12 protein-coding genes are annotated in these 12,319 nt (G+C 42.0%); 3 read left to right on the top strand and 9 right to left on the bottom strand.

The genetic code is table 11. From position 1 onward, the window contains the following. Position 1: 1 nt before the first annotated feature. The 3 genes from CFT42_RS01190 to CFT42_RS01180 form a co-directional block, all read right to left on the bottom strand. A complete protein-coding gene (locus tag CFT42_RS01190) occupies positions 2–985 on the bottom strand; it encodes a glycosyltransferase family 2 protein (protein WP_088815195.1) in 984 nt (327 codons plus the stop codon). Between the two features lie 97 nt (positions 986–1,082). Next, a complete protein-coding gene (locus CFT42_RS01185) occupies positions 1,083–1,700 on the bottom strand; it encodes a GyrI-like domain-containing protein (RefSeq protein WP_088815194.1) in 618 nt (205 codons plus the stop codon). Between the two features lie 441 nt (positions 1,701–2,141). Next, on the bottom strand, positions 2,142–4,382 hold the full coding sequence (locus CFT42_RS01180) for an ATP-binding cassette domain-containing protein (protein ID WP_088815193.1): 2,241 nt from the start codon (positions 4,380–4,382) through the stop codon (positions 2,142–2,144). Positions 4,383–4,503: 121 nt separating this feature from the next. On the opposite strand from CFT42_RS01180, the gene CFT42_RS01175 reads away from it, so the two are divergent. Next, on the top strand, positions 4,504–5,541 hold the full coding sequence (locus CFT42_RS01175; protein ID WP_088815192.1) for a S66 family peptidase: 1,038 nt from the start codon (positions 4,504–4,506) through the stop codon (positions 5,539–5,541). A 35-nt stretch (positions 5,542–5,576) separates the two neighbouring features. Here the strand turns inward: CFT42_RS01175 and CFT42_RS01170 are convergent, their stop codons facing one another. Continuing rightward, positions 5,577–5,819, bottom strand: coding sequence for a DUF2584 domain-containing protein (locus tag CFT42_RS01170; RefSeq protein ID WP_088808774.1), 243 nt, complete (start codon positions 5,817–5,819; stop codon positions 5,577–5,579). 24 nt (positions 5,820–5,843) lie between these two features. Next, positions 5,844–6,329, bottom strand: coding sequence for an RNA deprotection pyrophosphohydrolase (gene ytkD / locus CFT42_RS01165; protein WP_088808773.1), 486 nt, complete (start codon positions 6,327–6,329; stop codon positions 5,844–5,846). 69 nt (positions 6,330–6,398) lie between these two features. Here ytkD and yidD point away from each other — a divergent pair, with 69 nt between their 5' ends. Further along, complete coding sequence (yidD, locus tag CFT42_RS01160; protein WP_088808772.1) at positions 6,399–6,650, top strand: membrane protein insertion efficiency factor YidD; 252 nt, start codon at positions 6,399–6,401, stop codon at positions 6,648–6,650. 179 nt (positions 6,651–6,829) lie between these two features. Further along, complete coding sequence (locus CFT42_RS01155) at positions 6,830–7,789, top strand: metal ABC transporter solute-binding protein, Zn/Mn family (protein WP_088815191.1); 960 nt, start codon at positions 6,830–6,832, stop codon at positions 7,787–7,789. A gap of 44 nt (positions 7,790–7,833) precedes the next feature. Here CFT42_RS01155 and glnA read toward each other — a convergent pair whose 3' ends face one another. The 4 genes from glnA to hflX form a co-directional block, all read right to left on the bottom strand. Next, a complete protein-coding gene (gene glnA / locus CFT42_RS01150) occupies positions 7,834–9,168 on the bottom strand; it encodes a type I glutamate--ammonia ligase (protein ID WP_088808770.1) in 1,335 nt (444 codons plus the stop codon). Positions 9,169–9,236: 68 nt separating this feature from the next. Continuing rightward, complete coding sequence (locus CFT42_RS01145; RefSeq protein WP_088808769.1) at positions 9,237–9,605, bottom strand: MerR family transcriptional regulator; 369 nt, start codon at positions 9,603–9,605, stop codon at positions 9,237–9,239. A gap of 187 nt (positions 9,606–9,792) precedes the next feature. Further along, complete coding sequence (locus CFT42_RS01140; RefSeq protein WP_088815190.1) at positions 9,793–11,046, bottom strand: methionine gamma-lyase family protein; 1,254 nt, start codon at positions 11,044–11,046, stop codon at positions 9,793–9,795. Beyond that, the gene (hflX, locus tag CFT42_RS01135; RefSeq protein WP_088808767.1) at positions 11,043–12,260 is read right to left on the bottom strand and encodes a GTPase HflX; all 1,218 of its coding nucleotides are present in this window, start codon (positions 12,258–12,260) and stop codon (positions 11,043–11,045) included. The genes CFT42_RS01140 and hflX overlap by 4 nt, the downstream gene beginning before the upstream one ends. Positions 12,261–12,319: the final 59 nt, after the last annotated feature.

The raw sequence follows: 12,319 nt of genomic DNA, 5'->3' as shown, positions 1-12,319 counted from the left end.
TTTAAAAACCCGTTTGCTGTCTTCTTTTTTCAAACGGTACTTTCCAAACTAAATCACCTAAATGCACAAAACCTTGCAAATACAGGCGAACAGCCAAATATTTCAACTTCGCGGTCAAGCCGCTACCAGAGCGGTACCCATTTTTCTCCCACTTTGGAAAATGCGAGTTCATCGTTTCTCGTACAATTTTAAGCACTTCTTTACGCTTTTTTGTCCCCTCCAAATAAATGATTTTCCGAAGTACAGTCCGGTACACTAAATGTTCCATATAAAGTGTTTCCACTTCCGCCTTGGATGCCTCGAAAATATCAAGTGCTTTCAATTCGTTTGTGACATTTTCAAGCATTGGAATGACATCTAAAAATTTCGTATCATTTTGCAAATTCGACTGCGAATCCGCTCGGTCCGTTATGTAAAAATAAAGCGCATCGTCAAGTTTCACTGGCTTTTCAGCGCGCAAAACGACAGCTGGCACCACGCCGAGATCCTCATACCAATAGCCGGTCGGAAAACGGAGCTTTTCCCATAAAGAAGCCGTATAAAATTTATTCCACGGGACACTTCCTGCATCTGTCAAAAGATGCCCGCTATTCCGCGGTATGTACTGCATGTCGCCGCTTTGATTCACATTATAAGAAGTAAACATCACGAGGTCCGCCTCTGTTTGCGTGACCGTTTTCAAACATTTTTCGACTAAATTCGGCGCTATATAGTCGTCGCTATCCACCATGATGACGTAGTCGCCTGTCATCTGATCAAGCCCCGCATTGCGCGCCGCCGCCTGACCACCATTTTCTTGCGTAATCACGCGAATTCTAGGGTCAGAAAACGTTTCTAGCATCGCACCTGAACTATCCGTTGAGCCATCGTCAACAAAAATAATTTCTAAATGCGCGTACGTTTGCTTAAAAATACTTTCCGCACACCGCTCCAAATAGTTTTCCACATTATAAACTGGAACGATAACGCTTACTAAAGGTTCCATAAAAATTCTCCTCACAGAATGTTTTCACCCTTTAAGAATACCTTTTCCAACCGCATTTGTCTAATTTCACAAAAAAACCGCAGCGAAAAACTGCAGTTTAACTTTTAATTTTAAAACGAAGCACCGTTTTCATTTTTTCAGGCGCTGTTTTTCGTGGATCTGACAAATAAATTTCCTTATGGTCCTTTGACAGCCGCACCCAATCATTTTCCAAACAGAATTCCTCCATTTGTTCAAAAGAAGCGGGTTCTGTGTCGTAAGGCCCTTTGTGGAGCATCTGCACGCTTGGCCCTTCCTCAATCGTTTCAAAGCGCAGCTCGGCCAAAAGCTTCGCAGGAATTTTTTCAGCGAATCGCGGCTTCAATTCTTCAAATAGCGCAGCTGTTACAAAATCAGGTTGGCGAATCATAATACGATACTCAAATAAGCTCTTGTCAAGCGGACCATTATCGCGCTGGCTCGTCGTCCATTCCCCTTCAAGCGGATAAAATGTGTATTCAAAATATCCGTCCGGCGTCACGCCTTTTTTAGGAAGCATCCGAATCGTATAAGCTGCCGCATAAAGTGCCCCAACACGCTCGCTAAAAGCTCCTTCGTTCGGATCCCCTTTTCCCGTAATCGTAATATAGTTCATCGCCGGCACATCGAGTTTCATTGGTTTATTTTTGGGTAAATAAAGCCCCTTTTCAGCTTTGCGCCATTCATATTTTGTCATAGTCTTCGTCCTTTCGTGTTGGAAGTTAAGCAGCAAGTGAATCCCCGCTCTATTTAGATTATACCAATTTTAGGAACGGAATTGAATTTTATGATGCAGCAGAGCTTGAGGGGGTGGCGTGTAGACTAAAAGTAAGTAACTTATTACCTTTTATAGTGCATACTTAATTAATTGCTGAAAACGGGATTTACATTTCACAATACAGAGATTAAAACAGCTACTTATTTCAGCCCTACTCCTATAATAGCTCAAATGAGCATTTCTATCGACCTTTTCATTATTTGGTTTTTGGGTGTGATTTTCACATCTCAAAATCAGTCATATTTACACGTTTCCCTTCTCCCCTAAAGTTTCACAAAAATCTGTCGCCCCCTTGGTTTTTCACATTATCTCCGGTCGACAGAAAAATAGCGCGAAGTTTTGGCTTCGCGCTATTTTGGGTTAAATGAATTTTGCTGTAATCGAATCTGGGACGGCTTTCAAATCGGCTGGTTTTCCTCCAAAAAGAATTCTTCCGCCTTTGCTTCCGCCTTCTGGGCCGACATCGATAATCCAGTCGGCTTGGCGAATAATATCGAGATTGTGCTCGATAACAATTACTGTGTTGCCAGCATCGACCAGTCGGTTCATGATTTCGACAATATGCTTCGTATCCGACATGTGAAGCCCTGTCGTTGGCTCGTCCATAATATAGACGCTGCCTTTTTTATGAAGTTCTGTCGCGAGTTTCAAGCGCTGGCACTCACCACCTGATAGTGTGCTTAAAGCTTGGCCAAGTGTCAAGTAGCCAATTCCAACGTCCTCCATCGCCTGAAGTTGCTTTGTGATTTTTTTCAGTTCAAAAAACTGCAACGCATCAGTGACCGTCATTTCGAGGCAGTCACTAATCGTTTGTCCATTTAATTTGTATTGCAACACTTCTTCTTTAAAACGCTTGCCAGAACAAGCTTCGCAAGGTGTGCGAATCGCATCCATGAAAGCCATATCCATCGCAATGTAGCCGAGACCTTTACATTCTGGGCAGGCGCCTTTTGAATTGTAGCTGAAAAGCGATGGACTGACATCATTCGCCGTTCCGAATAGTTTTCGAATGCTATCCATAATCCCCGAATACGTTGCGGGGTTTGATCTGGAATTAGCATGAGCAGCGGATTGGTCAATCACAATTGCGTCGGGATATTGTTTTCTGAAAATCCCATTAATAATCGTACTCTTACCAGAACCCGCCACCCCAGTTATGACGTTCAAAACGCCTGTCGGAATTTCTAAGTCAAGGTCACGCACATTATGAAGGTTGGTTTTTTTCACAGGTAAAAAGCTTCGCGGGGTTCGCACTTCACTTTTTAAACTTTCGTGGTGTCCCATGAAGTTTCCGGTGAGCGTATCGCTTTTTAGAAGCTCCTCGTAAGTACCGTGGAAGGTGACTTCACCGCCGTGTTTGCCGGCTTTTGGCCCAATATCAATGATGTAATCCGCAATGCGAATGACGTCTGGATCATGCTCAACGACAAGTACGGTGTTCCCTTTATCGCGCAGCTTCTCCAAAAGTTCGTTTAAGCGGTGGACATCACGCGGGTGAAGCCCAATACTTGGTTCATCAAAAATGTAAATCATATCCGTTAAACTACTATTTAAATGACGCACCATTTTCACGCGTTGTGATTCTCCGCCAGAAAGCGTGCTCGTTTCACGGTCAAGTGTGACATAATCAAGACCAATATCAATCAAATGTGACACGCGCTCGTCGATACTCGCTTTCATCGCTTCCGCGTAAGGATTATCAATTTTAGCGATATTCTCCACCACTTCATCAAGTTGCATCGCCATATAATCCGCAATATTTAAGCCGTTAATCCGACAATCAAGCACTTTTTTAGAAAGTCTAGCGCCCCCACAAGCATCACAAGCCACTTCGGTTGTAAAAGCATCGACTTGTTTTTTCGTCCGCTCGCCCATTTCGCCTTCTTTTTTCAAATATAAGCGATCGAATTTTTGGATTAAACCCTCATAAGTTGAATTAATTGGGCCGCCTGCCGTTTCAAGTACAAACTTTTCTGTCTTACCATTTAGTAATTTTTCCATTTCTTCCGCAGAATAATCTTCCAATTTTTTATCGAGGTCAAAATAACCAGATAAAGCATAAATGTTCCAATACCACGAACCAACTGAGAAATTCGAAAATTGGATGGCTCCTTCATTTAATGATTTTGAGTAATCAAGAAACTTTTCTAAGTTTAGCGTAATTTTTCGACCGACGCCTTGACAATCCGGGCACATGCCTGACGGATCATTAAACGAAAATGAGCTTGCTGGTCCAGCTTCTGGCTGTCCAATTCTGGAAAAAAGAACGCGAAAAAGAGGATTGATATCCGTAATCGTGCCGAGCGTTGAGCGCGAGTTACCGCCAATCCGTTTTTGATCAATAATAATAGAGGCACCTAAACCACGAATGCCGTCCGTATCCGGCTCGCGATATTTTGGTAAAAAGCCGCGAACAAAAGCACTGTGCGTTTCGTTTAACTGACGTTGTGATTCTGTGGCAACGGTTCCAAAAACAATAGATGATTTCCCGGAACCAGAGACTCCTGTGAAGATAGTAATTTGACGTTTCGGAATTCTCACAGAAACATTTTTCAAATTATTTTCCCTAGCACCTTTAATTTCGATGTATTCTTGTGTCATGTCATACCCCCTAGTTTTATTACCTGAATGAAGCCATCAGGGTTTATCATTGTACCGAAATCAAAGCCCCCTGTCAACCAGAAATATGCTAAAATAGAAAAAAAGTAAGGAGGGGAAATTTATGTTAAACCTACAAAAGCTCCCTCGGCTTAAAAAGGGAGATACAGTCGCAACAATTAGTTTATCATCTGGCGCTGCCGGTGACCCAGAACTACTCGGACGCTATGAAGTCGGCAAAAAACGATTACAAGAACATTTTGGCTTAAAGGTCATCGAAATGCCGCATACGCTCGCCGGCTCTGATTTTATATACCACCACCCTGAAAAGCGCGCCGCAGACTTGATGGCCGCCTTCCAAAACCCAGATATCAAAGCGATTTTCGCCTGCATTGGTGGCAATGACAGCATCCGTATGTTGCCGTATATCGATTTTGCAATCATTCAACAGAATCCTAAAATTTTTATCGGCTATTCCGATTCGACCATCACGCATTTAATGTGCCTAAAAGCAGGCATATCCAGTTTTTACGGGCCGGCAATTTTGAGTGACTTTGCAGAAAACGTGGCACTTCCTACGTTCACCAAAAACGCGTTCGAACAACTTGCTTTCCATCCAAGTCAAGCTCTTCGGTTTGAAACAGCCCCTGAAATAACGGGTGAATTCCTGCCATGGCTCCCTGAAAACAGTGAAAAACCGCGCAAATTCGTGCCAAATGACAGCTATGACATCATTCAAGGAACAAACCGCGCGTCTGGTCCGCTTATCGGCGGTTGCATGGAAGTTCTTGAAATGGCTAAAGGCACAGCTTTGTTTCCAGAGCTTGCCGCTTTCGACGATGCCATTTTATTTTTGGAAACCTCAGAGGTGAAGGCGAACCCGTGGTGGTTTGAAGATCAGCTGCGAAATTACGGTATCATGGGCGTTTTATCACGCGTGAATGGCATAGTTTTCGGCAAGCCAAAAGAAGGCGCCTACCAAGAGGAGTACCACGAACTCGCGCTTAAAGTGCTCCGCGAATTTCATCTTGAAGATATACCAGTTTTCGCAAACGCAAGCTTCGGCCATAACGAGCCAAAAATCACGCTTCCATACGGTCGTATCGCCGAACTAAATCCTGCAGAAAAAACATTTACCCTACTAGAATCAGCCGTATACTAAATTAAAAAGAGATTGGGAAAATTCCCAGTCTCTTTTTAATTACTCGAATTTAACGAAACAAGTTCATATGTAATGATGGTCGCATCGCTTTCCCAAATGAGTTTTCTAGGGATAACGAGTCCATTCACTTCTCCGTCTTTCGTTTTGCGGAGCTCAATGGGTACATCAATCGGATAAATGCGGTACCCGTCTTTTTTTAATTCAAAAAAGTTTTCTGTAATTCTTTTCTCACGGCCTTTCGTTACGACCATCGTATTAACTTCAAGTGGCATGCCCATCTGAATCCCTCCATTTCTTATTTATCATAGCAGAAAAGGCTTTTCTTTGGCTAGTTTCTCCTCTAAATTTCGTAAAATTTCCTGCATACCCGCATCACGCATAAAAAAACTGAATTCCGGTTGCTGCACGATTTCACGAATGTTTCCTTTCATGAGCACTGGGCCGTCTGTTTCCATGTAGTCGGCTTGAACATGGAACCCTTTGATTTGTGCGAAAAAAACGCGTTTCGAGAAAGTTCTTTCCGCTGATTCCACGAAATAATCGGCGACAAACTGAAAATCGTCCGTATAAGCGCCCGTCTCCTCCATCAATTCGCGTGCCGCGGCTTCAATTGGCGTTTCACCATGCTCACCTTTTCCACCCGGGAATTCAATGCCTCGTTTCTTGTGGTGTGTAAAAAGCCATTTTCCTTCATAAAACGGGATAATCAGGCAATCGTCTGACTGTTCTTCGCGCTGTTCAAACGAAATCGCGACTTTTGATCCTACAGCATCTAAATAAGAAAACATTTACGTACCCCTTTCTTTTTTCAAAAAATATGATAAGCTATAACTAGCAAATTAATAGAAGGTGAAAACATGTTAAAACGCTTTTTACTTGGTGGCATACGCTTTTATCGCAAAGTCATTTCCCCTCTTACACCAGCATCTTGCCGCTTTTATCCAACCTGCTCTCAGTACGGAATGGAAGCCATTGAAACGCATGGCGCCTTTAAAGGAAGCTACCTCGCGATTAGACGCATTTTAAAATGCCATCCTTTCCATAAAGGCGGCGTGGATTTAGTCCCTCCTAAAAAAGAAACAGAATGCTCCCACCATCATCATCATTAATATAGCACATTTCATACAAAGCGAAAACTGCTAATTTTGATTAGCAGTTTTAATTAACACTTGCTTTTTTCAAAAAAATAATGTATTATCAATATCGTCCCTCAAATCGTAATCAGTACGATTTATTTTTACGAGGTGTAAAACGGAATCATTTTGATTTAAAATAAAGGAGTGGAAAAATGTTTAAAAAATTATTACTTATAACTCCAGTTTTAACTCTCATACTTACACTTGCAGCTTGTGGAAGCGGAACTGCCTCTCAAGATAACGATAAAGTAAAAGTGTACACAACCGTCTATCCCCTTTCTTACTTAGCGGAACAAATTGGCGGTGACAACGTGGAAGTCACAAGCGTATATCCAGCGGGTTCTGATGCGCATAGCTTCGAACCTACGCAAAAAGATATGATGAAAATTGCCGATAGCGACTTACTCTTTTATGTTGGGTTAAACCTTGAAAGTTTTGTCGATAAAGCAAAATCATCACTTAAAGACGAAAATGTAAAATTCGTTCCTTTAGCTGAAAAATTAGACTTGCCGAAAGACCCTGACGCTGGTAAACACGAAGAAGAGGAAGAAGACCATGAAGGCGAAGAAGAGCACGAAGAACACGGCGACTACAACCCTCACGTCTGGCTCTACCCTGTTTACATGGAAGAAATGGCTGCGACCGTTAAAGATCAACTAATTAAAGAAATGCCAAAGAAAAAAGCCACTTTTGAAGAAAACTATGAAAAAACTGTATCCAAGCTAAAAACGCTTGACGAATCTTACAAGGATATGGCAGCCACTGCCAAACACAAAGATTTCGTGACCGCACATGCCGCTTATACGTACTGGGAAACAGCCTACGGATTACACCAAATCCCAATTGCCGGCGTTTCAACGAGCGATGAGCCATCGCAAAAGAAATTACAAAGCATTGTGAGCACTATTGAAAAAGAAAACATTCCATACATTATGCTCGAACAAAATACCAATTCTAAAATTGCAGAAGTGATTCAACAAGAAACCGATACAAAGGCGCTTAAATTGCATAACCTCGAAACTTTAATGCCAAGTGATGTGAAAGCGAAACGCGATTACATTTCCATCATGAACGACAATTTAGACGCATTAAAAGAAGCGCTCAACTATTAAAACAACCCCCCGAAAGCAGATTGCTTTCGGGGGTTTTCGCTTGCTTAATAAATTTCCAAATATTGATCGCGTTCCCACGGATGAACGGCTGTTCTAAACATGTCACACTCAATTTGTTTCGCTTCAATGAAGTGTTCATAAATGTGGTCACCTAGACCTTCACGAACCGCATCATCTTTTGAGAGCTCAATTAAACCGTGCGCTAAGCTTTCTGGAAGATCATAAATACCTGCCTCGTGACGCTCCTCCTCGTCCATTCCATAAATGTTACGGTCAACTGGTGCTGGCGGAGTGAGTTTGTTTTTCACGCCATCAAGACCAGCTTTTAAAAGTACTGCCATCGCAAGATATGGATTCGCCGATGGGTCAACGCTACGAAGTTCAAGGCGGGTACTAAGTCCACGCGAACTTGGAACGCGGACAAGTGGACTACGGTTTTTACCACTCCACGCAATGTAACAAGGTGCCTCGTAACCTGGAACTAAACGCTTGTAAGAGTTGATGGTTGGGTTCGTAACAGCTGTGTAGCCACGCGCATGTTTTAACATCCCCGCCAAGAATTGGTAGGCTGTTTCGCTTAGTTGCAATTCACCGCTTTCATCGTAGAAGGCATTTTCGCCGTCTTTGAACAGTGACATATTAAAGTGCATGCCAGAACCATTAACACCGAAAAGTGGTTTTGGCATAAACGTTGCATGAAGACCATGTTTACGCGCAATTGTTTTAACAACCAATTTGAACGTTTGGATATTGTCGCATGCCGTAATGGCATCTTCGTATTTGAAATCAATTTCATGTTGTCCGGGTGCCACTTCATGGTGGGAAGCTTCAATTTCGAAGCCCATTTCTTCAAGTTCAAGCACGATATCACGGCGACAGTTTTCACCTAAATCTGTAGGGGCTAAATCGAAATAACCGCCGGAGTCATTTAGTTCCAGTGTCGGCTTACGGTTTTCATCGAGTTTAAACAGGAAGAATTCTGGTTCAGGTCCTAAGTTAAAGTCGGTGAAACCTAGTTCATGCATTTCTGCAAGCACGCGTTTTAAGTTCGCGCGCGGATCACCAAGAAACGGTGTCATATCAGGATTATAAATGTCGCAAATCATACGCGCTACTTTTCCTTTTTCAGCCGTCCACGGGAACACAACCCATGTATCTAAATCTGGGAAAAGGTACATATCCGATTCTTCAATGCGAACAAAACCTTCGATAGACGATCCGTCAAACATCATCTTATTGTCGAGCGCTTTTGCCAACTGACTTACTGGAATTTCCACATTTTTAATGATTCCAAGAATATCCGTGAACTGTAAGCGAATAAATTTAACATTTTGTTCATCTGCGAAGCGGAAAATATCTTCTTTAGTATAATTTGACATAATTTAAAATCCTCCCAATACTCAATTTATATAAACTTCTTAAAAGTTAATACCTATTTCGAATTTTGTTACAATTTCGGATATTGATTTTTGGATAAATCATCACCTTTAACGAAGCGCCCAGCTTGCTGCATTTCTTTACGGAGAATTTTGCGAACATCTTCATCCGTAAGTGGATTTTTCTTTTCTTGATCTTGCATTTGGTACATTTTTTTTATACCAGCAATGTTTAAACCATCATTTAAGTAGTCTTTAATTTCAAGGAGTGTGTCAATATCTTGAAGTGAGTAGTGCCTGTGGTTCCCTTGATTTCGAGCTGGACTAATCAGACCTTGGTCTTCGTAATAACGAATCTGCCTTGCCGTTAAATCTGTCAATTTCATCACGGGACCAATTGGAAAAAGAGGCATCGATCGTCGAATTTCTTTCTCACTCACGGCTTTTTCCCCCTCACTATTTTTTTATGATAGTAGCATTATAATGTACGTTAAATCATTTGTCAAATTTATGTCAGATAATCTAACATCTTGTTAAAACTATTGTGGCAGAAGCGTTTTGACAATTAAAAAGACGCAGAAATTAAAACTGCGTCAAAAAAAATTTATTTTTTTTACAATTGATATGTTAGTTTTGTAAATTTAACGCACCCTTTTCTAAAAGCGCTTGAACTGCTCCAATGACAGCGACTTTCACATGCTCATAAGTTAGTCCACCCTGCACGTAAAGCTCATAAGGCGGACGTATCGGCCCATCTGCCGTAAGTTCTAGGCTCGCTCCTTGAATGAACGTTCCGGCTGCCATAATGACGTCATCCGCATAACCGGGCATATAGGCACCAATTGGTTTCACATGAGCGTTTACTGGCGAGGCTGCTTGAATCGCTTGCGCAAACAACACCATTCTTTCTGAATCATGAAAAGAAATACTTTGAATTAAATCAGTCCGTTTTGCATCCCATGCTGGGCTAGTTTCGATACCGCATAACGATAACATGGCTGCTGTAAAGCGCGCACCTTTAATGGCTTGTGCCACGACGTGCGGCGCCAAAAAGAAGCCTTGATACATTTCAAGCAAGCTATAAAGCGAAGCACCAGCTTCCAAACCGATTCCAGGCGTTGTTAGTCGGTAGCCACATAATTCGACAAGTTCGGTTTTCCCAGCAATATAGCCGCCAATTTTAGCAAGGCCACCACCTGGGTTTTTAATTAATGAGCCGGCAATTAGGTCTGCGCCAACATCGGTCGGTTCTCTTAGCTCAACAAATTCGCCATAGCAATTATCGACAAATACAATGACATCTGGTTTTATTTTTTTGACAAATTGAATCATTACTTCAATTTCTTGAACCTTAAATGAATCGCGATTTGCATACCCTTTTGAGCGCTGAATGCCAATCATTTTTGTGTTTGCATTGATTTTTTGCGCCACTGTATCAAAATCAACTTGATTTCCTTTTAAAGGAACAGCATCATAACCAATTTGAAAATCTTTTAGCGAGCCATTGCCGCTTCCTCTCACGCCAACGATTTCTTCAAGCGTATCATAAGGTTTGCCGGTGATATACAAAAGTTCATCGCCCGGTCGCAAAACGCCAAATAGCGCGGTTGAAATCGCATGTGTTCCTGAAATCAGCTGCGGTCTGACGATAGCTTTTTCCGTATGAAAAACGTCGCTGTAAACGCGTTCGAGCGTATCTCGACCTTCATCATCATAGCCATAACCCGTTGACGGATTGAAATGATAGTCGCTCACTTTATTTTTCCGAAAAGCTTCTAGCACTTTTGCTTGGTTTTGTTCCGCAATCTCGTCCGTTTCCTTATGTAGCGCTTCAATCATTTGTTCTGCTCGTTCTTTTAATCGTTTCACTTGTTCCGTCATAATTTTTCCTTTCCAGAAAAGTAGCCGCGAATTTGATAGGTTTCATTTTCTTCATCAAACTCAATTTTTGAAACAAAAGTCGTTCGCTTCAAAAAGGCTATTTTCGTACCTTCACTTGCTTTTACTGTTAAAAAGTAAGGAAGCCATATTTTTTTAACTTCCGTTAACAGCCATTCGCGCATATCGCCTGAAAACTCCGCACTAAGTGCTGAAATTTCCTTATAGTTTGCTTCTGTAGCAACAAAAGTCGGGTGCTTGTGATCTTTTTTATTATACAATGTTAAAATTGGAATATCACTTATTTGAAGGGCACGCAAAATCTCTTTTACCGTTTCAATATGCTTCAAATAATCTGCATTTGAGCTATCGACCACATGAAGAAGCATATCCATATCCGCACTTTCCTCAAGCGTTGATTTAAAAGCCGCAACAAGTGACGTTGGTAAATCTTGAATAAAACCAACCGTATCCGTTAATAACACTTCAAAACCAGCTGCAAGCCTTACTTTCCGAGTAGTCGGATCAAGCGTCGCAAAAAGCTGATCTTCCTCGAGCGTCTCGGCAGTCGTCAAACGATTGAAAATAGTAGATTTCCCCGCATTCGTATAACCAATTAAACCAAACCTGAAAATTCCATTTTGCTTACGCTTCTCGCGAATTCGCGCACGATGCTTCTCCACTTGTATAAGCGCCTCTTTAATTTCATGCATCTTCAGCCGCAAAAGCCGCCGGTCCATCTCAAGCTTCGTCTCCCCAGGTCCACGCGTGCCAATTCCCCCACCTAATTTTGAAAGAGAGCTCCCTTGACCAGAAAGGCGAGGTAACAAATATTCATACTGCGCATAAGCGACTTGCAATTTTCCTTCTCGCGATTTTGCGCGCATCGCGAAAATATCCAAAATAAGACCAGTTCGGTCAATAATTTTCGCATCAACCTCTGCTTCAATATTTCGAATTTGCGTTGGTGTCAACTCACTGTTAAAAACGACCGTTTCAGCTTCCAACTCTAAAACCAGATTTTTAAGCTCCTCTAGCTTCCCTCGCCCAACAAAACTTGCTTGGCGCACACGCTCCATTTTTTGAACCATCACATCAAGCACTTCGCCGTTAGCCGTTTTGACAAGGCGCCCTAGCTCCTCCATTGAATAATGAAACGCCGTCTCATCTCCATCTTTTAATAGGACGCCAACAAGAATGACTTTTTCTTTTTCCATAAATCCGCACCTCTTTTATGTTTGCAGCAAAAAAGACAGGCGTTTTCACCTGTCCCTCT

The organism is Listeria goaensis, from assembly GCF_900186125.1.
GTDB lineage: Bacteria > Bacillota > Bacilli > Lactobacillales > Listeriaceae > Listeria > Listeria goaensis.
Note: the sequence above shows the minus strand (reverse complement) of the source record. Positions and strands in the feature narration are given on the sequence as shown.

Coding starts and splice junctions, on each gene's coding strand:
- CFT42_RS01190 (WP_088815195.1), bottom strand. CDS start 985: ATGGAACCTTTAGTAAGCGTTATCGTTCCAGTTTATAATGTGGAAAAC.
- CFT42_RS01185 (WP_088815194.1), bottom strand. CDS start 1,700: ATGACAAAATATGAATGGCGCAAAGCTGAAAAGGGGCTTTATTTACCC.
- CFT42_RS01180 (WP_088815193.1), bottom strand. CDS start 4,382: ATGACACAAGAATACATCGAAATTAAAGGTGCTAGGGAAAATAATTTG.
- CFT42_RS01175 (WP_088815192.1), top strand. CDS start 4,504: ATGTTAAACCTACAAAAGCTCCCTCGGCTTAAAAAGGGAGATACAGTC.
- CFT42_RS01170 (WP_088808774.1), bottom strand. CDS start 5,819: ATGGGCATGCCACTTGAAGTTAATACGATGGTCGTAACGAAAGGCCGT.
- ytkD (WP_088808773.1), bottom strand. CDS start 6,329: ATGTTTTCTTATTTAGATGCTGTAGGATCAAAAGTCGCGATTTCGTTT.
- yidD (WP_088808772.1), top strand. CDS start 6,399: ATGTTAAAACGCTTTTTACTTGGTGGCATACGCTTTTATCGCAAAGTC.
- CFT42_RS01155 (WP_088815191.1), top strand. CDS start 6,830: ATGTTTAAAAAATTATTACTTATAACTCCAGTTTTAACTCTCATACTT.
- glnA (WP_088808770.1), bottom strand. CDS start 9,168: ATGTCAAATTATACTAAAGAAGATATTTTCCGCTTCGCAGATGAACAA.
- CFT42_RS01140 (WP_088815190.1), bottom strand. CDS start 11,046: ATGACGGAACAAGTGAAACGATTAAAAGAACGAGCAGAACAAATGATT.
- hflX (WP_088808767.1), bottom strand. CDS start 12,260: ATGGAAAAAGAAAAAGTCATTCTTGTTGGCGTCCTATTAAAAGATGGA.